Raw genomic sequence first — 26,416 nt, 5'->3', positions numbered from 1 at the left:
TTGGCAGCCTGCGGCGGTGGTGACGGACGCTCTGATGGGAACTTCTTCAACCCGCAGGAAATCCCGCTTGAAACCTATTCGGCTGAGCAGATTTTCGAGCGCGGCGAATATGAGCTGACCAACAACAGCACCGTGTATCTTCAGGCCGAGCCGGGCGCGCCGGCGTTCATCTCCGTGGGGGCCTCGGTCTCCGAAGGTGACACGCTTCTGATCGTCGAGGCGATGAAGACCATGAACCACATCCCCGCCCCCCGCGCCGGCACCGTCAAGCGCATCCTCGTCGGCGACGGCGATGCCGTGGAATTCGGCGCGCCGCTGGTGATCCTGGAATAAGGGCCGGACATGTTCAGCAAAATCCTAGTCGCCAACCGGGGAGAGATCGCGCTGCGCGTCATCCGCGCGGCCCGCGAGATGGGCATCCAGACCGTCGCGGTGCATTCCACCGCCGACAGTGACGCGATGCACGTGCGCATGGCCGACGAATCCGTCTGCATCGGCCCGCCCTCCTCGACCCAATCCTACCTCTCGATCCCCGCCATCATCGCGGCCTGCGAGATCACCGGCGCCGAGGCGATCCACCCCGGCTACGGCTTCCTGTCCGAGAACGCGAATTTCGTGCAGGTGATCGAGGATCACGGGCTCACCTTCATCGGCCCCACCGCCGAGCATATCCGCGTCATGGGCGACAAGATCACCGCCAAGGACACGATGAAAAAGCTCGGCGTGCCCTGCGTGCCCGGCTCCGACGGCGGCGTGACCTCGCTGGAAGACGCCAAGCGCATCGGTGAGGAAATCGGCTATCCGGTCATCATCAAGGCGACCGCCGGTGGCGGCGGCAAGGGCATGAAAGTGGCCCAGACCGCAGCCGACATGGAGAAAGCCTTCCAGACCGCGCGGGCCGAGGGCAAGTCAAACTTCGGCAACGACGAAGTCTACATAGAGAAATACCTCACCACGCCGCGCCACATCGAAATTCAGGTCTTTGGCGACGGCAAGGGCAATGCCGTGCATCTGGGCGAGCGGGACTGTTCGCTGCAGCGCCGCCACCAAAAGGTCTTCGAAGAGGCCCCCGGCCCGTCGATCACCGCCGAGGAACGCGCCCGCATCGGCAAGACCTGCGCCGACGCCGTGGCCAACATCAACTACATCGGTGCCGGCACGATCGAGTTCCTTTACGAGAACGGCGAGTTCTACTTCATCGAGATGAACACCCGTCTGCAGGTGGAACACCCGGTGACCGAAGCGATCTTTGGCGTCGATCTGGTGCGCGAGCAGATTCGCGTGGCCGAAGGCCTGCCGATGTCCTTCACGCAAGATGATTTGCAGATCAACGGCCATGCCATCGAGGTGCGCATCAACGCCGAGAAACTGCCGAATTTCGCGCCCTGCCCGGGCAAGATTACGCAGTATCACGCCCCCGGCGGGCTTGGCGTGCGGATGGATTCGGCGCTGTATGACGGCTATTCGATCCCGCCCTTCTACGACAGTCTGATCGGCAAGCTCATCGTGCATGGCCGCGACCGTCCCGAGGCGCTGGCCCGTCTGGGGCGCGCTCTGGGTGAGTTGATCGTGGACGGTGTCGATACCACCGTGCCACTCTTCCACGCCCTGCTGGCCGAAGAAGACATCCAATCGGGCGGCTACAACATCCACTGGCTTGAGCATTGGCTGGAAACCAACCTCGGCGACGGCTGACATGACATGTCGGATCTGACGCCCGAGATCCTGCTCCACGGCTATTCCATCGGGATTTTCCCCATGGCGGAACACCGCGACGACCCGGAAATTTTCTGGGTCGATCCGCGGCGCCGTGGGGTGATGCCGCTCAATGGTTTCCACATCTCACGCTCTCTGGCCCGCGCCATTCGGCGCAGCCCCTTTCACCATACGATCAACCGTGATTTCCAAGCTGTCGTGGCCGGTTGCGCCGACCGCGAAGACACATGGATCAATGCCGAGATCACCGCACTTTACACCGCACTGCACCGCGCGGGCTATGCCCATTCGCTTGAGGTTTGGGACGGTGACGCGCTGGTGGGCGGCGTCTACGGAGTGACGCTTGGGCGCGCGTTCTTTGGCGAAAGCATGTTTTCGCGCCGGACCAATGCGTCAAAAATGGCGCTGGCGGCGCTGGTAGATCGGCTGCGCCGCGCGGGGTTCACCCTGTTCGATACGCAGTTTCTCACCGATCACCTCGCCTCTCTCGGGGCGGTGGAGATTTCGCGGGCAGAATATCACGCGCAGCTCGATGTGGCGAAACGCGGCAATGCGCGGTTCAACGCGCCTGAGTTGGACAGCCTTCAGGACGTGCTGCAGCGCATGACCCAGATGTCATAGCGAAAATGCTCCAGCGCGTGCAGCGCGGGGGCCGAGGCGATCATCCAACCGGAAAACAAGGCGCTGTTGCTGCCCTCTTCGGTAATCTCAAGCGCGGCATAGGCATTGGCCGCCGGATCCCCCGCGGGATAGCGGCAATCGACCATGGTGATCTGCAAATTGCCCAAGGTCAGGCGGTCACCCTTAGCGATCACCAGATCGGTCGTGTCGCCTGAAATCTTGTCCAAGGCACGCAACACGCCGCCCGAGGCACTGGCGACCTGCCCGCCCTCTTGAGCGTGAAGCGGCGCGGCCAGAACAAGCGCGGCCAAGAGAAGCTTTTTCATGGGTCCACCCGGATTGCGTGAGCTTTGGGGCCGCGCGAAAGGCGCGGCCAACCGATCATTCAGGCTGCCAGGCCTCGTAATCCTTACGTTCGACAGGTTCGGCGCGGCGCAGCGACCCGGCGGGGGCATAGGCCATGGCGGTGCCGGTCCGATTCTCGACATGGGCCTTTTCCCAAGGCTTATGCGCCAGCGGCTTGTCGGTCGGCGGCTCATCCCATGTGCGGTGCAGCCAGCCATGCCAATCGGGGCTCACGCGGCTCGCCTCGGCCTCACCGTTGAAGATGACCCAGCGTTTGCTGTCATCGGCGTTGCGGTAATAGACGTTGCCCTGCGCGTCTTCGCCCACCTTGCTGCCCTTGCGCCAAGTGAAAAGCTGGGTGTTCAGCGTCTGGCCGTTCCACCACGTGACACTGCGCAGAAGTGAATTGAGAATGCCCATTGAGGTCTCCGTTCCTGTTGCCCGTTATATGCACCATGGAGGCTTTGGCGTCCAGCCTCACCGCGCAGGAGGTTCCACACGCGGCAGGATTCGTCGCCGAAAATCAGCCCTCTGCCGCCGCGCGCAGAAGAGCCGTGCATTCGATCTCAATCCGGTATTTCGGGTCGATCAGCCCACATTCGATCATCGTTGCGGCGGGTGGATGCGCGCCGAAGGCCGCGCGTAGAAGGGGCCAGCAGGCTTCGAACTCCGCCGCGTCGGGCAGCATATAGGTAACGCGCACCACATGGGCGAAATCACTTCCTGCCTCGGCCAAGGCCGCCTCGATCGTTGCTAGTGCCGCCGCGCATTGCGCTGTCACCTCTGCCCCCTCACCCACGGTGCCCGAGATATGGACCATGCCTCCCGCCACCACAGCGCGGCTGTAGCCGATCTTACCCTCATAGATGCCGCCAGATGAAATGCGCCGCATAAAACCCTCCCCTGAAACGCAAAAGGGCGGACCAGATGGCCCGCCCCTATGACTTTGCCTTACGCGCTTAGCCCGCGCTGGCTGGTTCTTTGCTTTCACTGTCAGCGTGGATCATCAGCGGCTTGGCCTCGGATGAGACGGCCTCTTCGTTGACGACCACTTCGCTCACCGTCTCCAGCCCCGGCAGTTCGAACATCGTGTCGAGCAGGATATCTTCGAGGATGGAGCGCAGGCCCCGCGCGCCGGTCTTCCGTTCAATTGCGCGTTTGGCGATGGCTTGCAGCGCGTCATCGGTGAAGGTCAGCTGCGTGTCCTCCAATTCGAACAGACGCTGGTACTGCTTGACCAGAGCGTTCTTCGGCTCGGTCAGGATGGTGACCAGAGCGTCCTCGTCCAGATCTTCGAGCGTCGCCAGAACCGGCAGACGGCCCACGAATTCCGGGATCAGACCGAACTTCAGCAGGTCTTCGGGTTCGAGGTCGGTGAAAATCTCACCAATACCGCGGGCGTCATTGTCACGCACATCGGCGCCAAAGCCCATGGCAGAGCCTTTGCCGCGCTGCGCGATGATCTTGTCGAGACCGGCAAACGCACCGCCGCAGATGAAGAGGATGTTCGTGGTGTCCACCTGCAGGAACTCCTGCTGCGGATGCTTGCGCCCGCCCTGCGGCGGCACGGAGGCCACGGTGCCTTCCATCAGCTTCAGCAGCGCCTGCTGCACGCCCTCGCCCGACACGTCGCGGGTGATCGAGGGGTTTTCCGACTTGCGGGTGATCTTGTCGACCTCGTCGATATAGACGATGCCGCGCTGTGCCCGCTCGACGTTGTATTCCGACGCCTGCAACAGTTTGAGAATGATGTTCTCCACATCCTCGCCGACATAGCCGGCTTCGGTCAGCGTGGTCGCATCGGCCATGGTGAAGGGCACGTCAAGGATACGCGCCAGCGTCTGCGCCAGCAACGTCTTGCCGCAGCCGGTGGGGCCGATCAGCAGGATGTTGGATTTCGCCAGTTCGATATCGCCGCCCTTTTGGGCGTGGTTCAACCGTTTGTAGTGGTTGTGGACCGCCACCGAGAGCACGCGCTTGGCCATCGCCTGACCGATCACATAGTCGTCCAGCACGCCGCAGATGTCGCGGGGCGTGGGCACGCCATCGGTCGCCTTGAGGCCCGAGGCTTTGGTCTCTTCTCGGATGATATCCATGCACAGCTCGACGCATTCGTCGCAGATGAACACGGTCGGCCCCGCAATCAGCTTGCGCACCTCGTGCTGGCTCTTGCCGCAGAAGCTACAGTAGAGCGTATTTTTGCTGTCGTTGCCGGAATTATTCGCCATCTCAAACCTTTCAGGTCTGTCGTGTATGTCCGCCCCAGTCTTGGGGCCGCGAGATTTGGCCTCAAGCTTAGGCCAGTGACCCCGGCGCTACAATCGCAAAATATGCAGCGCCGGGCCCCTTCGATTACTTGTCTTTCTTGTCCTTGCCACCGGCGGCAGCCTCATCGGCCTTGCCACGGCTTTCGACGATCTCATCCAGATGGCCCCATTCCTTGGCTTCCTCGGGCGTCATCCACAGATCACGGTCGAGCGCTTTTTGAACGGTTTCCAGCGGCTGGCCGGAGTGTTTGACATAGAGCTGATACATCCGCTCACGGGTGCGTTCGATGTGCCGCGCCGAGATCAGGATATCTTCGGCCATGCCCTGCGAGCCGCCGGAGGGCTGGTGGATCATCACCTCTGCATTGGGCAGCGCAAAACGCATGCCCTTCTCGCCGCCGATCGCGATGACCGACCCCATGGAGGCTGCCATACCGCAGATCAGGGTCGAGACCTTGGGCTTGATATATTGCATCGTGTCGTAGATCGACAGGCCCGCCGTCACCTCGCCACCGGGCGAGTTGATGTACATGCTGATTTCCTTGGAGGGGTTCTCGGCCTCAAGGTGCAACAGCTGGGCGACGACCAGATGGCTCATCCCGCTGTGGATCGGGCCGTTGACGAAGATGATCCGCTCTTTCAGCAGACGCGAGAAGATGTCGTAGGACCGCTCGCCCCGGCTGGTTTGCTCAACCACCATCGGGACAAGCGTGTTCATATAGGTGTTGATCGGATCGTTCATGCGTGCCTGCCTCAGTTCCTGTTCGCGGGACCATACCCGCAAAACTGTTACCCAGAGATTAGTCCCCCCGGTATGGGGGTTCAAGGGGGGCAGGCACGACAGTCTGCGCTAATCGCGCCGATCACTCCGACGCGTCGCGCAGGTAGGCGATCAACGCGTCGATATCCTCGGGCTTGCGCACACCCCGGAACGACATTTTAGTGCCTTTCATGAAGCCCTTAGGGTCCGCCAGAAAGGCGCTCAACTCATCGTGAGACCAGACCAACCCCTCCGCTGCCGCGGCCTGCATGGCTTTGGAGTAGCGAAAGCCGTCAACCGCGCCCGCTGGGCCATCCACGATGCCGTTCAGCATCGGCCCGACACGGTTCTTGGCCTTGGCGCCGATCTGGTGGCAGGATTTGCATTTGCGAAATGCCTTCTCCCCGGCCTTGATCAGCGCGGGATCTGCGGCGGGGGCTTCGGCCACCTCGACCGGCGCGGGGGTCTCTTCGGGGGCAGGCTCCGCCGCGGCTTTGGCCTCTTCGGCCTTAGCCTCTTCGGCTGCGGCCTTGGCGGCGGTCTCCTCGGGCGTCACGTCCAGCACGGCTGCGCGCATGGTGATCTCGACCGAGGATTTGCAATCGCTCATGCAGGGCTCTTGCTTGAAGGACGCAAACTCAACCTCCGCCCGGTCATCGGGTTTAAAGGCCGCCTCATTCGGCAGGCGCAGCTTGGCGAAGTTCTCTGACGAGAGCACGAAATCCTCCTCCACCTCGTCATTGAGATAGAGCAGATAGGCGGTGATCGCATAGACCTCATCATCGCTCAGCGACTGTGCATCGCCGAAGGGCATCGCCCGGTTCACATAGTCGTAAACCGTTGAAAGATAAGGCCAATAGCTGCCGATCGTTTTGACGGGGCGCATGTCGGTCAGGCTGCCCTGCCCGCCCGCGAGGACCGGCCAACGGCCCGTGCCCTCGCCAAAGACACCGTGGCAGGAGGCGCATTTCGCGGTGTAAATCTCATCCCCGGTCATCACGTCGCCACGGCCCTCGGGCAGACCTGTGCCGTCAGGGCGCACGTCGATGTCCCACAGCGCCACTTCCTCGGGGGTGGCGGCGCGGCCGAGGCCTAGAGGCTCGGCGGCCAGCGGGCTTGCCAGCGCGGTGGTCAGGAGGGCAGCTTTAAGAAATCTCGACATTTTCGGCCTTTCCGTCCGCATCGACCGCCCAGGTCTGGATGCCGTTGTTGTGGTAGATCGAATTCTCGCCCCGGACCGCGCGCAGCGCGTGTTTGGTGGGCTGGACGTAGCCGGTGCTGTCATGCGCGCGGCTTTGCAGCAGCAGGGGTTTGCCGTCCCATTCGAAGTCAAAGTAAAAACGGTGCAACGCCTTGGGCGTGCTCGGCCCGTCCATCCGCGCCTGATGCCAGGTGATGCCGCCATCCAGCGTCACATCCACGCGCGGAATCGTACCGCGGCCCGACCACGCAAGGCCGGTCAGAACGGTCGGCCCCGGGCCATGGGTGATCGACGCCTGCGGGCTGGGACTGGTGATGACCGATTTCGCGTCCATCTCCCAAGTGAAGCGCCGCGCCACGCCATCGGCCATGAGGTCGGTATATTTGCTGGTTTCCTCGCGGTGGTGCCAAGGCTGGTCGCCGACCTCGAGCCGGCGCAGCCATTTGACCCACATGTTGCCCTCCCAGCCGGGCACGACGAGGCGCACCGGGTAGCCCTGTTCGGGGCGCAGCGCCTCACCGTTCATCTTGAAGGCCACGAGACAGTCGTCGAGCGCCTTTTCCATCGGGATCGACCGGCTCATCGCCGCGGCATCCGCGCCCTCGGCCAGAAGCCACTTGCCCTCGGGCTTCACGCCCGCCTCCTCCAGCACCAGCCGCAGCGGCACGCCGGTGTATTGGACGTTGTGGATCATGCCATGGGTAAACTGGCAGCCATTGAGCTGCGAGCCGCGCCACTCCATCCCGGAGTTGGCCGCGCATTCGAGGAAATAGACATGGTTCTCCCGCGGGAAACGGTGCAGGTCGTCCATCGTCAGCACCAGCGGTTTGTCGACCAGCCCGTTGATCATCAGCCGGTGCTTGGCCGGGTCGACCTTGGCGACGCCCGAATGGTGCCGCTCGAAACACAGCCCGTTGGGCGTGATCGTGCCGTCGAGGTCATGCAGCGGTGTGAAGTTGATCGAGCTCACCGGGTCGGCGGTCAGCCATTCCACGGTGCGGCGTTTTACGTCCGCCTCATGCGGCGAGGGCATGCCGTAGGGGGCGACGTCGACGCCGTCCCCCAACTCCTGCATCCATGGATGGATCGCAATGCCCGGATCGGTCTGCGCGGCACTGGCTTGACCCGCCAGCGTCCCCGCGGCCGCCGCCCCTGCCCCCGTCAGAAAGGCACGGCGCGATGGCCCCTTGTGGTTCTCTTCTGTCATGTCGTGGCCCTCACATATTCAAATTCATTTTATTGAATTTGTATCTATGTGAGAACCCCTATTCTCATTTTTCTTACTTTGGCAGAACGATTTTCACCGGGGTCCGGGCGCCTTCCCCCACGGTGTTCAGTTTCGAGATATGGCTTTCCACCACATCCCAGATCGGCGGGCCTTCGGTGCCCTCGTTGACCGAGGCCCAGCCAGCCACAACATAACTGCGCTGCGGATCAATCGGCTCGCCGGTGCTGAGCAAGGTCATGTCACTGATGCGCTCACCCTGCGGCTTGGCGATGTCCATCTTGAAGCCCATGCCACCGACGCGCACCATGTCCCCGCCCTGCTGGTAATAGGGATCGGGGTTGAACAGGTTGTCGCCCACGTCCTCCAGCACGACTTTCAGGAATTCGCCCGTCATTTCCGTGCGGTAGGCATTGGGATAGGTCATTGAGGTGACGTTAAAGATGTCCTCGCGGGTGATGTCCTGCCCCGGCAAGATCGACGGCCCCCAACGCACCCCGGGGCTGAGCGCGATCTCGGCGTCGCGCTCGCTCAGCAGCGCATCGCAAATGAGGTCATCCCACGTCCCGTTGAAATTGCCCCGGCGGTAGAGCAGCGCATCGCTCTGCCCCACCACATGGGTCAGATCCTCAAGGAAGGGCGCGCGCTGTGCGTCGATCAGCTTTGCCACCTCGGCATCGGGCGTGATGAGATCCGAGAAGATCGGGATGAGCTTGTGCCGCAGCCCCATCATCTTGCCGTCACGCACGTCCAGATCGACGCGGGAGACGAATTTCCCGTTCGAGCCAGAGGCGATGATATGGGTCTCGCCCACCAGAACCGGTTCGGGCAGCGCGTCATGGGTGTGGCCCGATAGGATCACGTCGATCCCCTTAACGATACCGGCCATTTTCTTGTCGACGTCAAAACCGTTGTGGCTGAGGCAGACCACCAATTCAGCCCCCTGTGCGCGGACCTCATTGACCATCTGCTGCATATGCTCGTCGCGGATGCCAAAGGAGTATTCGGGGAACATCCATCCGGGGTTGGCGATCGGCATATAGGGAAAAGCCTGACCGATGACGGCGATCTTCACGCCGCCGCGCTCGAAGAATTCGTAAGGCTTGAACAGCTCCGCCGGCTCGTCCCATTCGCGGTCGAAAATGTTCTGGCCGAGAGCGGCAAAGGGCAGCCCCTCGACGATCTCCTGCACCCGTTCGGAGCCCAAGGTGAACTCCCAGTGAAAGGTCATTGCGTCGGGCTTCAGCGCGTTCATCACGTTGACCATGTCCTGCCCCTCGGTCTTCAGGCAAGTCATCGAGCCGTGCCATGTATCGCCGCCATCCAAGAGCAGCGCGTCGGGCCGGTCGGCGCGGATGGCGTTCAGCACGGTGGCCACGCGGTCGAGCCCGCCGACCTTGCCGTAGGCCTGCGCTTGGGCCACGAAATCGTCGTAGGTCAGGGCATAATCCAGCGGCGTGCCGCCGCCGATGCCGTAGCGGACGCGAAAATCCTCGCCGGTGATATGGGGCACCTTGCCCCGGTTCTCGCCCACGCCGATGTTCACGGCGGGCTCGCGGAAATAGATCGGCTTCAGCTGGGCATGGATGTCGGTCACATGCATCAGGGTGACATTGCCGAACTTCTCGAACTCCAGCAGCGCGTCCTGATCAAAGCGGTCCTGCGCCGCCAGCCGCGCCCAGTTGCCGAAGCCCGAGCCGCCGTAGATGGAGGCCGCAGCCATGGACATTTGCAGAAAATCACGGCGAGACAGCATGTTACGCTCCAGCACTTGAAAACAGGGAAAGGCCCCGCCCCCATGCGGGGGGCGGGATCAGGTCAGGCGAAACGCCCGGAAGTTAAATCAGTTACGCACCGAGGGGGCTTCGACCGACAGGCCGTTGCCGCGGCTGGCGACGTAAAGCTCCAGCGCCACGAACTCGGGGCTGCCGGGGCTGAAGGTCTCGGCCCGCGTGTCGCGCACGCAGCCCTTGAAACGCGCATGGGCGCTGTTGAGCTTGGTGTTCTTCAGACGGTAGACCGGGAAGCCGTTGATCTGGCCCTGGCTCAGGTGGTCAGCCCGGATCATGTTGCCGTAGTTGTCCTCGTGGCAATTGGCGCAGCTCAGCTCGAGCTGGCCGTAGCGGGTGTAGTACATCTCCTTGCCCTGCTCCCATGTGCTCTGGGCCGGGCCGTCGATCGCCACGTTGACCGGCATGCCGCGCGACTGAACCGAGATCAGCGCCTCCATTGCCGTCATCTGGCTGCCAGTGTACTTGTAGGGCTCTGCGCCCATCTGGTTCTCGCGGCAGTCGTTGATCTGCTGCGCCAGCGTGCGCACCTCGCCCGCGTCCTCGTTCCACTTCGGATAGACCGCGCGGACCCCCTTCATAGAGGTCTCGACATCGTTGTGGCAGGAGGCGCAGGATTTGCCCTCGCTGCCCTCTGCCGTGTCCCAAGCCGCCTGCGCCTGATCGACAAAGATCATCCCGGAGTTGTCGAAGTCGTCCATTTGAAGCTGCTGCGTCTCATCCGAGCGGAAACGCCAGCCAGACATGATCTCGGGCAAGGCGCCGTCGAGATGCGCAGGCGCATCGGTCTTGGTCACCATCTCGATCTCGCCGTTGACGACAAGCTCGGCCTCCTCATCGGCGGCCCCCAGCGTGGGGGCGGCCACCAAAAGCGCCGCGACCGCGGTCATTGCCTTGAATTTCATGTCTTTCCTCCCTGTTCCATGCGCCGCTTGGCTGACCCGATGGGTCAGCCGACGGCGATGGATTTGACTTCTTCGTAGACCGAACCGTCGTCGTCGTACCACGTGAATTTGAACTCACCCGCTTCCGGAACGGTGGCGTCGAATTCGAAATAGGGGTTGGTCGACATCGCCGGTTCCATCTTCACATCGATCACGCTCTCGCCGTTGAACTCGGCGGTGAAGCGGTTGATGATCGAACGCGGGATGACGTTGCCGTCGCTGTCCTTGCGCTGGCCCGATTCCATCGGGTGGCTGATCAGCGTCTTGATCGTGATGACCTCGCCGGCCTCGGCCTTTTTCGGCACTTTGACGCGGGGTGTTACACCTTCTGCCATTTTCTAAACTCCTGGTTTGGGGCGCGCGGGCTTAGCCGCCGCAGCCACCGATTGTAACTTTGATCTCGGCGCTGGTGCGGGCGAATGTGCCGTCTTCCAGCTTGGCGATGGCGATGACGTCTTGGGTCTGCGCCAGCCGGATGCGGGTGGAGGCGCTGCGGCTGCCTGCCAGCGGGCCGAAGTTGAAGGTGCCCACGGGCGGCGTCGGGTTGCCCGCGGCCAGCACCATGATGACCGAAGCGCCCGGCGCCTCGACCGAGATTGGCACGGTGTTGCCGTTCTCGGCGATCTCGGGCGCGGTCAGGGTCACGCCGGTGTCGGCCATGTCGGCCCCGCCGGTGAATTCCGCGATCAGTTCGTCCACCGTGGCGGCCGAAGCCCCCACCGGCAGGATGGTCAGCGCCATGGCGCCAAGGCCGAGGCCCAGAGTTTCACGTCTTGAGAAGTTCATCTCTCATCTCCTTGTTCGTCTGCGGCGCGGGGCGCCGTCATTCCGTTCCACGAGGCTTAGGCTCGCGATCTCTTGCACCGGTCCACCGCCGCCGCCTGCTCTCGCAGGGCGGCGGGGCCGCGTTACTCTTCCTTAAGCGTCGCCAGAAAGGCCACGACATCTTCGATTTGCTGCGCGTCCAGCAGCGGCGGCAAAGGTTCGGTTCCCGCTTTGCCGGTGAACCCGTCGCCGGGGCGGATATAGCCGCTGGTCTTGTAATAGGAAGGCATCATCGAGCCTTCAAAGGTCATCTTGCTATTGGCCACGATGCCGCGTAACTCGGCCTCGTTCCAGCGGTCGCCAGCCCCGTCGAGCATCGGACCGATTTCGCCCTGAAAGGGAACCTCGCTAAGCGCGCTGATCTGGTGGCAGGCCACGCAGTTGCCCGCCTTCTTGCTGCCGACGATGGCCGCACCCTTGGCGGCATCGCCGGGTGTCCCGGTCAGGGATTGTTCAACCGAACCATAGTCATCATAGGTCACGTCGGCAGGTGCCACGGTTTCAGCGGCGGCCAGAACGGGCGCGCCCGACACAATTGCGGCGGCGATCCATCTCATCATCGAAAACTTCCTCCCAGTGCCGATCACGGTGATGTGTGATCCGGTTTACCTGACCCTAAGACAGGGATGCGGCGCGGCGCAACAACAAATTCAAACTTTTGAATAGCTTTACACGCGCAGGGCCGCTTTCCCCCGGTCAATCCGTGCTGCCATTGTTGCGCTCTTGGATCATCCGCGCGTGGTAGCGTTGGAAATCCTCATCGCCTTCGAATGCATAACGTTCCTCGTTCACCCAAGTGAGCATATCAAGCGTCGTGCCCTTGCCGAACGCGCCCGGCATCACCGCCACCGCCGCCTGCGGCGCGGTCGCGTCTTCGGCCACCTCATGGGGCAGGAACATCAGCGTCGGGGTGAAGAGAATCCCCCATTTCCGCGCCATCTGCTTTTCCGAAAGCGTCTCCCCATCGAAATCGGTCACTTCGATATCGCCATGCAGGTTCAGCTGCACGACAAAATAATTCTCTTCGATGTAATTGGCGATTTCGGGGGAGGGGAAAACCTCTACGTGCATCTTGGTGCAATAGATGCAGCCGCGTTGCTCGAACATCAGCATCAGACGTTTGTCCTCGCCCCTAGCCTCCTCCAGATCCTCGCGCAGGTCTTTGAAGGTGTCGCGCATCCAGGGTGTCTTGTGCAGCCCGTCGTCGCCCAGTTCCGCCGCGGCCAAAGGCCAGGCCAGCATCGCCGCCGCCACTGCGGCTCCTATCCTCGATCCGATCATCTTGGCGTCCTCCTCCTGATTGTTGCGTCTATCCTAGCGTCGTGAAGCTGGGGAACCAACGGATCATCGCATCCGCGATCAGTTGCACCCCGCCGGTCACGATCAGCACGGCAAAAAGGATCAGCATCACCCCCATCGCCTTTTCCACCTTTTGCACCAGCGCCATATGCCGCGCGGCCCAGTTAAGAAACGGTTTGGCGAAAAGCGCGGCCACCACGAAGAGCGCGGTCATCCCCGCGCCATAGGCGGCCAGCAACAGCCCGCCCCGGGCGATATCGCCCATGCCTGAGGCAATCATCAAGATCGCCGCCAGCGCGGGGCCGACACAGGGCGTCCAGCCAAAGCCGAAGGCCAGCCCCATGACATAGGCGCCCCAGACCGAGGTGGGCTTGCCGCCCCCCTCCAACCGCGCCTCGCGGTAGAGCAGCGGCACTTTGATCACGCCGAGGAAGTGCAGACCAAAGACCGTAAGGATCGCTGCCGCCACCCAGCTCAGCGGCTCAAGGTACTGGGTGAACACCTGCCCGATGGCCGTGGCACCCATGCCCAGCAGAACAAAGATCGTCGTGACCCCAAGCGCGAAGAGCAGCGAAGACAACACCAAGCGCCGCTGCGCCCCCGGCGCGATTGCACCATCGCCGCGCAATTCGGTCACGCTGAGCCCCGCCATATAGCTAAGGTAGAATGGCACCATCGGCAGAATGCAGGGCGTAAAGAAGCTGAGCAGCCCTGCGAAAAGCGCGCCTGCATAGGTGATGTCGAACATGTTACCCCCCGCCCGCGCCGCGCTGGTCCGCCGCGCTTGAACAATTCACATATTCAAATTACGTTGAGTGTCGTCCAAACGTCAATCAGGCAAGCCGATGATCCGCACCCTGACCGCCTTGAGCCTTGCGGCCCTGACCGCCCTGCCCGCCCGGCCCGTCGAGGCGGTGGAACTGGTCATGGTCGAACAGCCCGGCTGCATCTATTGCCAGCGTTGGGACGAAGAGATCGCCCCCGCCTACCCCAAGACCGCCGAAGGGGCTTTCGCCCCGCTGCGCCGCGTCGATATCGCCGCCGTGGAAGAGAGCGTCACCCCGCAGCGCGCGGTGATCTTCACCCCGACCTTTTTGCTGGTCGAAGACGATGTCGAATTGGGCCGCCTCGAAGGCTACCCCGGTGCGGAGTTCTTCTGGCCCATGCTTGATACGCTCTTGCACGACAAGACCGATTTCGAGGATCCGACCGAATGACAAGCCTGCCCGTGATGACCCCCGACATGTCCCAAGAGGACATGGACCGGATGCTGACCAATGCCGTGACCGCGTCGAATTTCCTCAAGGCGATCAGCCATGAGGGGCGGTTGATGATCCTGTGTCACCTCATCTCTGGCGAAAAATCGGTGAGCGAGTTGGAAGCGCTGTTGTCCACCCGGCAGGCGGCGGTGTCGCAGCAGCTGTCGCGGCTCAGACTCGAAGGTCTGGTCACGCCGCGCCGCGATGGCAAGACGATCTATTACCGGCTTGCCGATGACCGGCCCCGCAAGATGCTGGAACTGGTCTACGAATTGTTCTGCAAGGATGATTGAGCTTTGGGGCCAGCCGCTGACCGCCGCCCTTCTGGGCGGACTGGGCGGCGTGTTGCTGGGCCTCGCGGCACGATTGGGGCGGTTTTGCACGCTGGGCGCGATCGAAGACCTGCTCTATGGCGGATCGGGCGACCGAATGCGGATGTGGGGGCTGGCCATCGGCGTGGCGATGCTGGGCAGTTTCACCCTTGCCAGCTTGGGGCTGATCAACCTCGACCGCGCCTTTCACCTGACGATCGCCTTCTCTTGGGTGCCCGCGGTCTTTGGCGGGCTGATCTTCGGCTATGGCATGGCGCTGGCGGGCACCTGCGGCTTTGGCGCTTTGGCGCGGTTGGGCGGGGGTGACCTGCGCGCCTTCGTGATTGTCTTGGTCATGGGGCTTGCGGCCTTTACCGTGCTCTCCGGCCCGCTTGCCCCGGCGCGCGCCCTGCTCTTCCCGCGCCAGATGAACGCCGGGCCGCCGGATGGGATCGCCCATGCGGTGGCCGCGCTTACCGGCGGATCGGTGGCGCTGATCGGCATTCTGCTGGGCCTCGCGGTCTGCCTGCTGATGCTCGGCGCCCGCAGCTTTCGCCGCGATCTGCGCAAAGTGGTCTGGGGCGCCGTGGCCGGGCTGGCGATCACCTCGGGCTGGGCGGGCACGGCGTGGCTGGCGCAGACCGGTTTTGGCGCGCAAACGCTGATGTCGCATAGCTATGCCGCCCCCGTGGGAGAGACGCTGCTCTATGCGATGCAGGGCTCGGTCCGCCCGCTGAGTTTTGGCATCGGCTCGGTCGCGGGGGTCTGGGTCGGGGCCTTTCTGGGTTCGCTCTGGCAAGGGCATTTCCGCTGGGAAGCCTGCGAAGACCCGCGCGAACTCCGCCGCCAGATATTCGGCGCAGGGCTGATGGGGGTTGGTGCGGTGATCGCCATGGGCTGCACCATCGGGCAAGGCATCTCGGCCATCTCGGTGCTGGCCTTCAGCGGGCCGGTGACCCTCGCCGCGATCTTTGCGGGCGCGGCTTTGGGCCTGCGCCAACTCATCGTAGGATTTCGCCGCAGCACAGTCTGACGCGTCATAAAACCGTGACAGTCATGGTGCAAATGGAGGCCAGCCAAGTCACCTAAGGAAGCATGATGACCCGCCGCGAGATTCTCAACGACCCCGCCATCGGCAACAAGGCCGAAGCCTTTGAGGCCTTCGACGACATCCCCACCAACGCGAACCTGTCGCGTACCATCGGCGATGTGATCAACGCCCGCTATGGCCGCCGCGACATCCTGCGCGGGATGCTTGGGGTGTCGGCCACCACCGCCCTTTTCGGCAGTGCCGCCGCCATCGCCCCGTCCAAGGCCCGCGCCGCCGAAAGCCGCTATGTCTTTGACGAGCTGGCATGGGGCAATGACGAAACCCACCACGTCGCCCCCGGCTATGACGCGCAGATCCTGCTGCGGTGGGGCGATCCGATCACCGCCGATGCGCCGGAATTCGACGTGATGAACCAGACCGCCGCCGCGCAGTCGAAACAGTTCGGCTATAACAACGACTACGTGGGTTTCGTGCCCCTGAACGACGACGGCAGCCGCGGGCTGCTCTGCGTGAACCACGAATACACCAACGAAGAGGTCATGTTCCCCGGTCTCGGCCGTCAGGACAAGGTGAACTTCAAAGGCATGACGCCTGAGTTGATCGACATCGAAATGGCAGCCCACGGCGGCTCGGTCGTCGAGATCGCCCGCGATGCGGCAGGCAAATGGCAAGTGGTCCGCGACGGCAAGATGAACCGCCGCATCACCCCGCTCGACACCGCGATGACGCTGAGCGGCCCCGCCGCCGGTCACGCGCGGCTGCAAACCAACGACGACCCCAGCGGCACCAAGGTCATCGGCACGCTCAACAACTGCGCGGGCGGGCTGACCCCTTGGGGCACATGGCTGATGGCCGAAGAGAACTTCCACGGCTATTTCTGGACCGACAAACTGGATGCCGATGGGAAACCCGACATCACCGGTGCCGCGGAAGAGAAATCTTGGGACCGCTACGGCGTGCCGGGCATGTGGTACGCTTGGGGTCAGAAACACGACCGTTTCAACGTGGACGCCGAGCCGAACATGCCCAACAAGTTCGGCTGGGTGGTCGAGGTTGACCCGATGGACCCGACCTCAGCCCCCGTCAAACGCACCGCTCTGGGCCGTTTCCGCCATGAGGGCGCCGAGACCACGGTCAGCAAAGATGGCAAGCTCGTGGTCTATATGGGCGACGACAACCGCTTTGATTATCAATACAAATACGTCTCTGCGGGGACGGTTTCCGATGATCCGGCGGCCAATGGCACTCTGCTGGACGATGGCACGCTCTACGTCGCGCGGTTTGAGGAGGACGGCACGATCAACTGGCTGCCGCTGGTGCATGGAACCGGGCCGCTGACCGCCGAGAATGGGTTCAACGACCAAGGCGACGTGATGATCGACACCCGTCTGGCCGCCGACCTGCTGGGCGCCACCCCGATGGACCGCCCCGAAGACGCGCAGCCGCGCGGCGATGGCACGGCCTATATCCTGCTGACCAACAACACCAAGCGCAAGCAGGGTGACACCAACGCCGCCAACCCGCGCCCGGAAAGCAGCTTTGGCCATATCATCGAGATCAAGGAAGCAAATGCCGACCACGCCGCCACCAGCGGCACTTGGTCGATCCTCGTGCAATGTGGTGACCCAAAGGTGGCCGAAGTCGGTGCCCAGTGGAACCCCGAGACATCGGAGCACGGCTGGTTCGGCAGCCCCGACAATGCCGCGATGGACGCCGACGGGCGGCTCTGGATCAGCACCGATCAGGGCAGCAGCTGGGGCAAGACCGGCAAATCCGACGGGCTCTACGCGCTAGAGACCGAAGGCGAGGCGCGCGGCACCTCGAAGCTCTTCTTCCGCTGCCCCGTGGGCGGTGAGATGTGCGGCCCTTACTTCACCGAGGATGGCGAAACGCTCTTTGTCGCGGTGCAGCACCCGGGCACGGATGGCACCAAGGACATCCCCGGTTTCGAGCGGGAAAGCACCTTTGAGGACCCGGCCACCCGCTGGCCCGACTTCGACCCTAAGATGCCCCCGCGCCCTGCGGTGGTCGTCATTACCAAGCAAGGCGGCGGCAAGATCGCCGTCTGATCAGAATTCTATAAAAGTCATTTCAGCATGTAAGATGTGGTGCAGCTTCCCCGGCTGCACCACTTTTTATTAGGCCGTTTTTATTGGCCGTGTCTCTGGCCAGTCGTTAAATCAGTCCGACAGGCAGTCAGACATGCTCTGCGCCATGCCGCGCAGCAGATCGGGGTAGAAAGAAACGCCCAGCTCCAGATCCGCGCCGATCGGGTCAAGCGTGCCGGTCCCGGTTTCCTGCCCTTCGGTCACGGCGGCGATCAGGCCGGGGTTGAACTGCGGCTCGGCAAAGACGCATTTCGCGCCGCTCTCGGCCACTAGGTCGCGCAGCTCTGCCACACGCGCAGCCCCCGCGGCGCGGGCGTCATTTTCGCTAATGGCACCACGGGCTTCGATGTCGAAACGCGCTTCGAAATAGTGGTAGGCGTCATGGAAGACGATGAAGGGGCGGTCTTTGACTGGGGCGAGAGTCTCGGCGATGTCTTCCTCCAAGACCGCAAGCTCGGCCTGAGCGGCCTCGGCATTCTCACGGTATTGCGCGGCGTTCTCGGGGTCTAGCTCCGCCAGCGCCTCGGCGATCTGGCCCAGCCAAAGCTGCCCATTGCGGGGGTCGAGCCAGACGTGGGGATCGTCGCCGTCATGGGCGTGATCGTGGCCTTCGTGGCCGTGGTCGTCGTGACCGTGATCGTCGTGGCCGTGGTCGTCATGGCCGTGGTCGTCGTGATCGTGGTCGTCATGGCCGTGGTCGTCGTGATCCTTCTCGCCATGTCCGTGATCGTCATGATCCCCGTGGTCGTGCCCCTCGTGGTCATGCGCCTCGTGGTCGTGGTCGCCGTGGTCATGCTCTTCGTCATGCTCCTCGTGACCATGCTCTTCGTGGTCATGCCCCTCGTGGTCATGATCGTGATCATCATGCCCAAGCGCGTCGTGGTCATGCCCTTCCTCGGCGTGATCATGGCCCTCATGACCCTCATGCCCCTCGTCACCGTGGCTATGCGGCTCAAAGGTCGCCCCTTCGCGGAAGGCCAGAACCCGCGTGCCGGGCTGCGCCATCAAGGCCAGATGGCTCGCACTGCCCGCCAGCGATTGCAGCGGATCGGCCAGCCATGGGGTCAGCGACGGGCCGACCCAAACGACCAGATCGGCCCCGCTCAGCGCGCGCGCCTCGGAGGGGCGCATGGCATAGCCATGGGGCGAGCTGCGCGGCGGCACGATGAGGTCGGGCGTGCCGACCCCTTCCATCACCAGCGACACCAGCCCATGCACCGGGGCGATATCTGTCGCAACGGCGGGGACATCCGCCCAAAGCGGCGACGCGGCAGCGGCGAGAACGGCGGCGGGGAGCGTAAAACGATACATGGCAGACCTTCAAAATGTTATAGTATCACCTTGCTAACACCGCTGTTATAACATATCAATACCGAAACGAATTGAGGTTCCCCATGCGCCCCATAGGATTCAGTGATCATGACCACGCCGCCTGCGTGCGGAGCACCATGCAGGTGGCCGAAGCGCAATGCGCCGAACGCGGGCTGCGGCTGACCCCGGTGCGCCGCCGCGCGCTGGAGATCCTGCTGTCGGAACACCGCGCCTTGGGCGCCTATGACCTGCTCGCCCGCCTGTCGGCCGAGGGACTGGGCGCGCAGCCCCCCGTGGCCTATCGCGCCTTGGATTTTCTGGTGAAAGCCGGGCTTGCCCATAAGATCGAAGCGCTCAACGCCTATGTCGGCTGCGTGCACCCGGGCGAGGATCACGCACCCGCCTTTCTGATTTGTCGCAGCTGCCGCTCGGTGGCGGAGGCCGATACCACCCCGAACAAAAGCCGCCTTGGCGATGCCGCCCGCGCCGCTGGCTTCCGGATCGAGCGCAGCGTGGTCGAGGCCGAGGGCCTCTGCCCCGCCTGTCAGGAGCCCGGTGCATGAGCCTGATCAATACGCGCGGCCTGACCCTGCGCCACGACGGTCAGATCGCCCTGCGCGACGTGAACTTCAATATCGACGCGGGTGAGATCGTCACCATCGTCGGCCCCAACGGGTCGGGCAAATCCAGCCTGCTGCGCGCGCTGATCGGCGCGCTGAAACCGGCGGCGGGCAAGATCACCCGCAAACCGGGGCTGCGCATCGGCTATGTGCCGCAAAAGCTGCAAATCGACGCGACCCTGCCGCTTACCGTGCGCCGTTTCATCAACCTGCCCCGCCGCCAAAAGCCTGAAGCGATCCGCGACGCGCTGGCCACCGCTGGCGTGCCGGAACTGGCAGAGCGGCAGATGGTCGACCTCTCGGGCGGGCAATTCCAACGCGTGCTGCTGGCCCGCGCCCTGCTGGAAAGGCCCGATCTGCTGATCCTCGACGAGGCGACGCAGGGGCTGGATCAGCCCGGCTCCGCCGCCTTCTACCGCCAGATCGAAGCCGTGCGCCAAGACCTCGGCTGCGCCGTGCTGATGGTCAGCCACGATCTGCATGTCGTCATGGCGGCGAGCGACCGAGTGCTCTGCCTCAATGGCCATGTCTGCTGCGAAGGCACGCCCGAGACCGTCTCCGAAGCGCCCGAATACCGCGCCCTCTTTGGCAGCGGCACCCAAGGGGCGCTGGCGCTCTACCGGCACGATCACGACCATCACCACCACCATCACGGCGCCGCCTGTGACGGCCACCACCAAGAGACCGAGAATGCTTGACGATTTCATTCTGCGCGCCGCCCTCGCTGGATTGGGCGTGGCGCTGGCCGCTGCCCCTTTAGGCTGTTTCGTGATCTGGCGGCGCATGGCCTATTTCGGCGATGCCACCAGCCATGCTGCCCTCTTGGGCGTGGCGCTGGCGTTGGCGACCGATCTGCCGATCACTGCGGGCGTGCTTTTGGTGGCGCTCGTCATGGCGCTGGTGATCAGCACGCTGTCGGGCCGCAATGTCAGCGCCGACGCGCTTTTGGGCGTGATGGCCCATTCCGCACTGGCCCTTGGCCTCGTGGCCGTGTCCCTGTTGCCGGGGCAGCGGGTCGATCTGTCGTCCTACCTCTTTGGTGAGATCCTCGCCGTAACGCGCTTTGACCTCGGCGTGATCTGGGGCGGCGCCGTGGCGGTGGCGCTCCTGCTGGCCTGGCGCTGGTCGGTGCTGCTGGCGGCGACGCTGAACCCCGATCTGGCGCAGGCCGCAGGCGGCAATCCGCGGCGCGAGCAATTGATCCTGACGCTGGCGCTGGCAATCATGGTGGCCGTAGCGATCAAAGTGGTTGGCGCGCTGCTGATCGCGGCGATGCTGATCATCCCCGCCGCCAGTGCCCGCCCCTTTGCCCGTACACCGGAAACCATGGCTTTTTGGGCCATGGGTCTGGGCGCGGTGGCGGCCCTCGGGGGGCTGCTGGCCTCGCTGGAGTTCGACACGCCCACGGGGCCCAGCATCGTCAGCATCGCGGCGGGTCTCTTTGCGCTTTCCTCGGCCTTTTCGGCGGCCCTTCCGGCGCTGCGCCGCCGGGGGTAACCCCGACGGCGGTTTGGCTTAGCGCGCAATCACCGCGTCGGCTTCGATCTCAAGCTTGGCTTCATCCTCGACCAGACCGGCGACGACCACCATCGCCATTGCCGGGAAATGCTTGCCCATTACCTCGCGGTAGGCGCGGCCCACGTCCTTTTGCGCGGCGAGATATTCTTTCTTATCCGTGACATACCACGTCAGCCGGGTGATATCCTCGGGCGTGCCGCCGGCGGCTTCGACCACGTCGCGGATGTTTTGCAGCGCCTGTTTCATCTGGCCGATGAAATCGTGGCATTCGAACTTCTGCTCGGCGGTCCAGCCGATCTGACCGCCGACGAACAGATGACCATCCGCGCTCAGCACGCCGTTTGCATAGCCTTTCGCGGGGGCCCAGCCTTCGGGCTGAATGATTTGATGCGACATGTCGTGTTCCTTTTTGTTAACAGTCACACGCCGAGGAATTGGTCGGCGATTTGAGTATCGAGCGCGGGCATCGGACCGGACCAGACCGAGCGGCCCCGTTCGAGGATGACGGCGTGATCGGCCACGCGCCGCAGCTCGGCGAGGGATTTGTCCACCACCAGAAGCGCCAGACCGCTGTCGCGCTTCAACTCGGCCACGGCGGCCCAGATTTCTTGACGCACCACCGGGGCCAACCCCTCGGTCGCCTCATCCAACAGCAGGAGTTGCGGGTTGGTCATCAGCGCGCGGCCAATCGCCAGCATCTGCTGCTCCCCGCCCGAGAGTGAGCCTGCCGCCTGATCCCGCCGCTCGCCCAAGCGGGGGAAAAGCTTGACCACCCGCGCCTCATCCCACGGGCCGGGGCGCGCGGCGGCGATGAGGTTTTCATGCACCGTCAGCGTCGCGAAACAGCGCCGCCCCTCGGGCACCAGCCCCACGCCAGCCTGTGCAGCGCGAAACGACGGCAATCCCGCGATGTCGCGCCCATTCAGACGCAGGCTGCCCCCGTCGTGTTTCAGCATCCGGCAGATCACCTTGATGGTGGAGGATTTGCCCATCCCGTTGCGCCCCATCAGCGCACAGACCTCGCCCGCCTCCAGCGCCAGATCGACGCCGAAAAGCGCCTGCGTCGGCCCGTAGGAGGCGGTGATGTCCTTCAGTTCCAGCAGGCTCATGCCGCGTCCTCCTCGCCCAGATAGGCCACGCGGACCTGTGGATCGGCCTTGATCTCGGCCGCCGTGCCGCTGGCGATAATGCGCCCGTAAACCAGCACCGAGATGCGGTCGGCGAGTGCAAAGACCGCGTCCATGTCATGCTCCACCAACAGGATCGGCGCCTCGGCCCGGAGACCATCGAGAAAGCCGGTCATCTCGCGCGAGCCGCTGGCACCCAGCCCCGCCATCGGTTCGTCCATCAGGAAGACCTTGGGCCGCAGCGTCAGCGCCACCGCGACCTCAAGCTGCCGGCGTTGGCCGTGCGACAAGTCCGAGGTGCGCTTGGCCGCGTGATCGGCCAGCCCCACCAGTTCCAGCGCGCGCATCGCCTCGGCCCGCAACTCCGCCTGCCGCATCACCGGGGCGAAGAAACGCATCACCCGGCCCGACTGGCCAAGCGCGCCCAGCACCGCGTTTTGCAGCACCGTGTATTCCATCGCCAACGAGGAGATCTGGAAGGTCCGCCCCAGCCCGGCCCGCGCACGCTGGACCGTGCTGAGCGGCGTCACGTCCTGCCCCGCAAAATGCACCGAGCCACTGTCCGAGCGCAGCCCGCCCGCAATCTGCTTGATCAGCGTCGACTTGCCCGCCCCGTTGGGGCCGATGAGCGCATGGATCTCGCCCGGGCGCAGAGTGATTGAGACATCATCCGTGGCCTTCAAGGCGCCGAAGCTCTTGTGCAGGTTGCGCACGTCCAAAAGCACATCAGTCGTCTGTTCAGTCATGGGCCACCTCCCGTCCGGCGATGAGGCCGATCATGCCGCCCCGCGCAAAGAGCACCACCATCAGCAGCAGGAAGCCGAGGTAGATGTGCCAGAACTCCGACAATCCACCCAGCACATGCTCCAGCAAGATGAACAGCGCCGCCCCGGCAACCGGGCCAAAAAGCCGCCCCACCCCGCCGAGGATCACGAAGACCATGATCTCGCCAGAGGTGTGCCACGAGAACATCGTGGGGCTGACGAAACGGTTGAGATCGGCGAAAAGCGCGCCCGCAAGCCCGGTGACCGCGCCCGAGATGACAAAGGCCACCAGACGCAGCCGGAAAGGTGCGAGGCCCACGGCCTCGACCCGCTCGGCGTTCTGGCGGGCTGCCGAGAGCGCCAAGCCAAAGGGCGCGCGCGCCAGACGGCCCGCCATGAGCAGCACCAGCGCCAACACGGCAAAGGCGATGGCGAAGAAAGTCAGCGGGTCCAGCGTGTTCAGCCCCGGAAAGCCGTTGCGCACGTAGATCGACAGCCCGTCCTCGCCGCCATAGGCCGGCCAGGAGATCGAGAAGTAGAAAAGCATCTGCCCGAAGGCCAGCGTGACCATGATGAAATAGACGCCCGAGGTGCGCAAAGACAGCGCCCCGATCAGCAGCGCCGCCAGCGCGGAGACCACGATCGCCACCAGCCAGATGATGGGCATGGACTTGGTGCCTTCGATCAGGAAGGGGCTCTCCATGATCGGCGTATAGCTCTGGGCATGGGCGGCAAGGATGCCCATGGCGTAGCCGCCGAGACCGAAGAACGCCGCGTGACCGAAGCTCACCAGCCCGCCCAGTCCGAGCGCGATGTTCAGCCCCACGCCAGCCAGCGCGAGGATCGCGGCCTTGGTGGCCAGCGTGATGATGAAAGGCTCGTCCAGCGCGAAGGCCGCCAGCGCCGTGACCGGCAGGAGCAGGAAGAGAAAGACGTTTACAAGTGTTTCGCGCATCATGGCTTAGGCCTCCCCAAACAGGCCGGTGGGTTTGAAAAGCAAAACCCCCGCCATGAGAATGTAGATTGACATGGAAGCGAGCGAGGAGCCGACGGAGGTGGCCGCCGAAGCCTCCATGAAATTGGCAAAGAACAGCGGCAGCAGGACCGAACCCAGCGTGTCCGTCAGCCCCACCAGCAGCGCGCCGATAAGTGCGCCCTTGATTGAGCCGATGCCGCCGATGACGATCACCACGAAGGCAAGGATCAGCACCGGCTCGCCCATGCCCACCTGCACCGACTGGATCGCGCCCACCAACGCCCCGGCGAGTCCCGCAAGGGCGGCCCCGAGCGCGAAGACCAGCGTGTAGAGCTTGGCGATATCGACACCGAGCGCCGCGATCATCTCGCGGTCGGCCTCGCCCGCGCGGATCTGGATGCCGATGCGCGTGCGGGCGATCAGCAAAAAGAGACCGGCGGCGATGGCAAGGCCCACGCCGATGATGACGAGGCGATAAAGCGGATACTGGATGCCGCCCGGCAGCGTCACCGGCCCCGCCAGCGCGGCGGGAATGTCGAGAAACAGCGGGAAGGAGCCAAAGAAGAACCGCGTACCCTCGGAAAAGATCAGGATCATCGCGAAGGTCGCCAGAACCTGATCGAGGTGGTCACGGTCGTAGAGGCGGCGGATCACCGTCATCTCGATCAGGCAGCCCGCCAAGGCGGCAGCGGCAAGTGCGGCCACTAGCGCCAGAAGGAAAGACCCGGTGGCCGCCGCCACCGCCGCGGCGGCAAAGGCGCCGACCATGTAGAGCGAGCCATGGGCGAGGTTGATCAACCCCATGACCCCGAAGATGAGCGTGAGCCCGGCGGCCATGAGAAACAACATGACCCCGGATTGGACCCCGTTCAGCACCTGTTCGACGAGCAGGATGAATGACATTTGGCAAAGCCTCCCGGCGCGCCGGACGAAGCCCGGCGTGAAAGCGTTAGTTTGTCGGCCCCGGGCGACCGAAATCAGCGCCGGGGCGCGCGGGATTACATCTTGCAGTCGGCCGCGTAGGCGTCAGCGTGATCGGTCAGCGAGGGGCCGATGAGCTTGTTGGTATAGACATCGCCCTCCTTGACCACTTCGCGCACATAGTAGTCTTGGATCGGGTGGTTGTTGTTACCAAACGAGAATTTGCCCCGCACGCTGTCAAAATCAGCCTCTTTCAGCGCCGCGCCAAAGGCCTCGGCATCCGACACATCGGCCTTTTCCATCGCGCTCAGCAGCAGGTTCGCCGTGTCATAGCCTTGGCTCGCGTAGAGCGAGGGCAGACGGTCGTATTCCTCCTGAAAGGCTTCGACAAAGGTCTTGTTGGCCGCGTTGTCGAGATCCTTGTTCCACTGGCTGGTGTTCTTGATCCCAACAGCGGCTTCGCCCACGGCCTGAAGGATGCCCTGATCAAAGCTGAAGGCCGGCCCCACCACCGGCAGTTCCACGCCGGAGTTGGCGTATTGCTTGAGGAAGGAAATCCCCATGCCGCCGGGCAGGAAGAAGAACACGCTGTCAGCACCGGAGGCGCGGATCTGCGCGATCTCGGCGGCGTAGTCGGTCTGGCCCAGATCGGTATAGACCTCGCCCGCCGCTTCGCCCTCATAGGTGCGCTTGTAGCCGGTCAGCGCGTCCTTACCCGCGGGGTAGTTCGGCGCGAGGATGAAGCTGTTCTTGTGACCTGCGTCATTGGCATAGGCGCCTGCAGCCTCGTGCAGGTTGTCGTTCTGCCAAGCCACGTTGAAGTAAAGCGGGTTGCAGCCCTTGCCTGCCAGCGCGGAGGGACCAGCGTTGGGCGAGAGGTAGAACTTGCCCTGCGCGGTCGCCGCTGGCACCACGGCCATGGCGAGGTTGGACCAGATGATGCCGGTCATCACGTCGACCTTCTCGGACTGGATCATCTTGTCGGCCAGTTGCACCGCGATCTCGGGCTTGCGCTGGTCGTCCTCGACCACGACCTCAAGGTTCTCGTTCCCGGCCATCTTAGTGGCCAGCAGGAACCCGTCGCGCACGTCGATGCCAAGGCCCGCGCCGCCGCCTGAAAGCGTGGTGATCATGCCGACCTTTACCTTGCCCTCTTCGGCCCATGCGCCGCCTGCCGCCAATGCCGCGACCGAGGCCGCCATCACCAGTGATTTCATCTTCATTTCAGTCTCCCTTGGTTGGTTTGAGCCTCTTTGCCGGGCCCGTTTTGTTGGATCGTTGTGCCAGCTTAACGCCTGCGCCTGATACTGTCAGGTCACCCGCGCGCGGGTCTTGTATTTTTCGTTATCCCAGAGGCGGTTCTCCATCACATCGCGGATGATCGCGACCGCCTTGGAGACATCCTCGGCGTCCAGATAAAGCGGCGTGAAGCCAAAGCGCATGATGTCGGGCGCGCG

General features: G+C 63.7%; 31 protein-coding genes and 1 pseudogene. 10 read left to right on the top strand and 22 right to left on the bottom strand.

Going from position 1 to position 26,416, the window contains the following annotated elements:
* The 3 genes from FCK22_RS19300 to aat form a co-directional block, all read left to right on the top strand.
* Positions 1 to 333: acetyl-CoA carboxylase biotin carboxyl carrier protein subunit (locus FCK22_RS19300; protein WP_282705401.1), on the top strand; the 333-nt coding region annotated here is incomplete at its 5' end.
* Between the two features lie 9 nt (positions 334 to 342).
* Positions 343 to 1,695 (top strand): acetyl-CoA carboxylase biotin carboxylase subunit, encoded by a 1,353-nt coding sequence (gene accC / locus FCK22_RS09165; protein ID WP_067267548.1) that lies wholly within the window; start codon positions 343 to 345, stop codon positions 1,693 to 1,695.
* 6 nt (positions 1,696 to 1,701) lie between these two features.
* The gene (gene aat / locus FCK22_RS09160; protein WP_067267547.1) at positions 1,702 to 2,337 is read left to right on the top strand and encodes a leucyl/phenylalanyl-tRNA--protein transferase; all 636 of its coding nucleotides are present in this window, start codon (positions 1,702 to 1,704) and stop codon (positions 2,335 to 2,337) included.
* Here the strand turns inward: aat and FCK22_RS09155 are convergent.
* From FCK22_RS09155 to FCK22_RS09090, 14 genes are all read right to left on the bottom strand, one after another.
* Entirely contained in the window at positions 2,301 to 2,663 is a 363-nt protein-coding gene (locus FCK22_RS09155) for a DUF2155 domain-containing protein (RefSeq protein WP_067267545.1), read from the bottom strand. The two genes, aat and FCK22_RS09155, sit on opposite strands and share 37 nt — an antisense overlap.
* Before the next feature lie 55 nt (positions 2,664 to 2,718).
* Positions 2,719 to 3,102 carry an NADH:ubiquinone oxidoreductase subunit NDUFA12 gene (locus tag FCK22_RS09150; protein WP_067267544.1) on the bottom strand — a complete coding sequence of 128 codons (384 nt, stop codon included), beginning with the start codon at positions 3,100 to 3,102 and terminating at the stop codon, positions 2,719 to 2,721.
* A gap of 103 nt (positions 3,103 to 3,205) precedes the next feature.
* Positions 3,206 to 3,574: a Rid family hydrolase gene (locus FCK22_RS09145; RefSeq protein WP_067267542.1), complete on the bottom strand. Its 369-nt coding sequence runs from the start codon at positions 3,572 to 3,574 to the stop codon at positions 3,206 to 3,208.
* A gap of 67 nt (positions 3,575 to 3,641) precedes the next feature.
* The gene (gene clpX, locus FCK22_RS09140) at positions 3,642 to 4,910 is read right to left on the bottom strand and encodes an ATP-dependent Clp protease ATP-binding subunit ClpX (protein ID WP_067267540.1); all 1,269 of its coding nucleotides are present in this window, start codon (positions 4,908 to 4,910) and stop codon (positions 3,642 to 3,644) included.
* Positions 4,911 to 5,034: 124 nt separating this feature from the next.
* Positions 5,035 to 5,691, bottom strand: a complete 657-nt coding sequence (locus FCK22_RS09135; protein ID WP_067267539.1) for an ATP-dependent Clp protease proteolytic subunit — start codon at positions 5,689 to 5,691, stop codon at positions 5,035 to 5,037.
* Between the two features lie 121 nt (positions 5,692 to 5,812).
* Entirely contained in the window at positions 5,813 to 6,871 is a 1,059-nt protein-coding gene (locus FCK22_RS09130; RefSeq protein WP_067267537.1) for a c-type cytochrome, read from the bottom strand.
* A complete protein-coding gene (gene soxC, locus FCK22_RS09125; RefSeq protein WP_136720383.1) occupies positions 6,855 to 8,117 on the bottom strand; it encodes a sulfite dehydrogenase in 1,263 nt (420 codons plus the stop codon). The genes FCK22_RS09130 and soxC overlap by 17 nt, the downstream gene beginning before the upstream one ends.
* A 73-nt stretch (positions 8,118 to 8,190) precedes the next feature.
* A complete protein-coding gene (gene soxB, locus FCK22_RS09120) occupies positions 8,191 to 9,891 on the bottom strand; it encodes a thiosulfohydrolase SoxB (protein WP_067267536.1) in 1,701 nt (566 codons plus the stop codon).
* Between the two features lie 87 nt (positions 9,892 to 9,978).
* Positions 9,979 to 10,830 (bottom strand): sulfur oxidation c-type cytochrome SoxA, encoded by an 852-nt coding sequence (gene soxA / locus FCK22_RS09115; RefSeq protein WP_067267534.1) that lies wholly within the window; start codon positions 10,828 to 10,830, stop codon positions 9,979 to 9,981.
* Positions 10,831 to 10,874: 44 nt separating this feature from the next.
* Positions 10,875 to 11,204, bottom strand: a complete 330-nt coding sequence (gene soxZ / locus FCK22_RS09110; protein ID WP_067267533.1) for a thiosulfate oxidation carrier complex protein SoxZ — start codon at positions 11,202 to 11,204, stop codon at positions 10,875 to 10,877.
* Between the two features lie 31 nt (positions 11,205 to 11,235).
* Positions 11,236 to 11,655: a thiosulfate oxidation carrier protein SoxY gene (soxY, locus tag FCK22_RS09105; protein ID WP_067267531.1), complete on the bottom strand. Its 420-nt coding sequence runs from the start codon at positions 11,653 to 11,655 to the stop codon at positions 11,236 to 11,238.
* Positions 11,656 to 11,777: 122 nt separating this feature from the next.
* Positions 11,778 to 12,251 (bottom strand): sulfur oxidation c-type cytochrome SoxX, encoded by a 474-nt coding sequence (soxX, locus tag FCK22_RS09100; RefSeq protein WP_067267550.1) that lies wholly within the window; start codon positions 12,249 to 12,251, stop codon positions 11,778 to 11,780.
* A 139-nt stretch (positions 12,252 to 12,390) separates the two neighbouring features.
* Positions 12,391 to 12,975, bottom strand: a complete 585-nt coding sequence (locus FCK22_RS09095) for a thioredoxin family protein (RefSeq protein WP_067267529.1) — start codon at positions 12,973 to 12,975, stop codon at positions 12,391 to 12,393.
* Between the two features lie 28 nt (positions 12,976 to 13,003).
* Positions 13,004 to 13,741 carry a cytochrome c biogenesis protein CcdA gene (locus FCK22_RS09090; protein ID WP_067267528.1) on the bottom strand — a complete coding sequence of 246 codons (738 nt, stop codon included), beginning with the start codon at positions 13,739 to 13,741 and terminating at the stop codon, positions 13,004 to 13,006.
* Between the two features lie 97 nt (positions 13,742 to 13,838).
* On the opposite strand from FCK22_RS09090, the gene FCK22_RS09085 reads away from it, so the two are divergent.
* From FCK22_RS09085 to FCK22_RS09070, 4 genes are all read left to right on the top strand, one after another.
* Positions 13,839 to 14,210: a hypothetical protein gene (locus FCK22_RS09085; RefSeq protein WP_067267526.1), complete on the top strand. Its 372-nt coding sequence runs from the start codon at positions 13,839 to 13,841 to the stop codon at positions 14,208 to 14,210.
* Positions 14,207 to 14,545, top strand: a complete 339-nt coding sequence (locus FCK22_RS09080; RefSeq protein ID WP_067267524.1) for a metalloregulator ArsR/SmtB family transcription factor — start codon at positions 14,207 to 14,209, stop codon at positions 14,543 to 14,545. The genes FCK22_RS09085 and FCK22_RS09080 overlap by 4 nt, the downstream gene beginning before the upstream one ends.
* Entirely contained in the window at positions 14,538 to 15,596 is a 1,059-nt protein-coding gene (locus tag FCK22_RS09075) for a YeeE/YedE family protein (RefSeq protein ID WP_067267523.1), read from the top strand. The genes FCK22_RS09080 and FCK22_RS09075 overlap by 8 nt, the downstream gene beginning before the upstream one ends.
* A gap of 65 nt (positions 15,597 to 15,661) precedes the next feature.
* Positions 15,662 to 17,683 (top strand): PhoX family phosphatase, encoded by a 2,022-nt coding sequence (locus FCK22_RS09070; protein WP_067267522.1) that lies wholly within the window; start codon positions 15,662 to 15,664, stop codon positions 17,681 to 17,683.
* Positions 17,684 to 17,794: 111 nt separating this feature from the next.
* Here FCK22_RS09070 and FCK22_RS09065 read toward each other — a convergent pair whose 3' ends face one another.
* A complete protein-coding gene (locus FCK22_RS09065; protein ID WP_067267521.1) occupies positions 17,795 to 19,033 on the bottom strand; it encodes a zinc ABC transporter substrate-binding protein in 1,239 nt (412 codons plus the stop codon).
* Positions 19,034 to 19,116: 83 nt separating this feature from the next.
* On the opposite strand from FCK22_RS09065, the gene FCK22_RS09060 reads away from it, so the two are divergent.
* The 3 genes from FCK22_RS09060 to FCK22_RS09050 are packed head-to-tail and all read left to right on the top strand — an operon-like array spanning position 19,117 to position 21,150.
* A complete protein-coding gene (locus tag FCK22_RS09060; RefSeq protein ID WP_067267520.1) occupies positions 19,117 to 19,596 on the top strand; it encodes a transcriptional repressor in 480 nt (159 codons plus the stop codon).
* Complete coding sequence (locus FCK22_RS09055; protein WP_067267519.1) at positions 19,593 to 20,351, top strand: metal ABC transporter ATP-binding protein; 759 nt, start codon at positions 19,593 to 19,595, stop codon at positions 20,349 to 20,351. The genes FCK22_RS09060 and FCK22_RS09055 overlap by 4 nt, the downstream gene beginning before the upstream one ends.
* A complete protein-coding gene (locus FCK22_RS09050) occupies positions 20,344 to 21,150 on the top strand; it encodes a metal ABC transporter permease (protein ID WP_067267518.1) in 807 nt (268 codons plus the stop codon). Before FCK22_RS09055 ends, FCK22_RS09050 begins: the two co-directional genes overlap by 8 nt.
* 18 nt (positions 21,151 to 21,168) lie before the next feature.
* On the opposite strand, the gene FCK22_RS09045 is transcribed toward FCK22_RS09050, so the two are convergent.
* From FCK22_RS09045 to FCK22_RS19295, 7 genes and pseudogenes are all read right to left on the bottom strand, one after another.
* On the bottom strand, positions 21,169 to 21,567 hold the full coding sequence (locus FCK22_RS09045; RefSeq protein ID WP_067267516.1) for a RidA family protein: 399 nt from the start codon (positions 21,565 to 21,567) through the stop codon (positions 21,169 to 21,171).
* A gap of 23 nt (positions 21,568 to 21,590) precedes the next feature.
* Positions 21,591 to 22,280: an ABC transporter ATP-binding protein gene (locus FCK22_RS09040; RefSeq protein ID WP_067267515.1), complete on the bottom strand. Its 690-nt coding sequence runs from the start codon at positions 22,278 to 22,280 to the stop codon at positions 21,591 to 21,593.
* The gene (locus FCK22_RS09035; protein WP_067267512.1) at positions 22,277 to 23,044 is read right to left on the bottom strand and encodes an ABC transporter ATP-binding protein; all 768 of its coding nucleotides are present in this window, start codon (positions 23,042 to 23,044) and stop codon (positions 22,277 to 22,279) included. Before FCK22_RS09035 ends, FCK22_RS09040 begins: the two co-directional genes overlap by 4 nt.
* Entirely contained in the window at positions 23,037 to 24,020 is a 984-nt protein-coding gene (locus FCK22_RS09030) for a branched-chain amino acid ABC transporter permease (protein WP_067267510.1), read from the bottom strand. The genes FCK22_RS09035 and FCK22_RS09030 overlap by 8 nt, the downstream gene beginning before the upstream one ends.
* A gap of 3 nt (positions 24,021 to 24,023) precedes the next feature.
* Positions 24,024 to 24,941, bottom strand: a complete 918-nt coding sequence (locus tag FCK22_RS09025; protein WP_136720382.1) for a branched-chain amino acid ABC transporter permease — start codon at positions 24,939 to 24,941, stop codon at positions 24,024 to 24,026.
* 95 nt (positions 24,942 to 25,036) lie between these two features.
* Positions 25,037 to 26,182 (bottom strand): ABC transporter substrate-binding protein, encoded by a 1,146-nt coding sequence (locus tag FCK22_RS09020; RefSeq protein WP_067262711.1) that lies wholly within the window; start codon positions 26,180 to 26,182, stop codon positions 25,037 to 25,039.
* 87 nt (positions 26,183 to 26,269) lie between these two features.
* Positions 26,270 to 26,416 (bottom strand): annotated as a pseudogene (locus FCK22_RS19295) (kynureninase); the annotation flags it as partial.

The organism is Sulfitobacter sp. 15WGC (assembly GCF_005068605.1).
GTDB classification, from domain to species: Bacteria; Pseudomonadota; Alphaproteobacteria; order Rhodobacterales; family Rhodobacteraceae; genus Sulfitobacter; species Sulfitobacter faviae.
The sequence above is the reverse complement of the archived record's forward strand: the minus strand, read 5'-3'. Positions and strand labels throughout refer to the sequence as shown.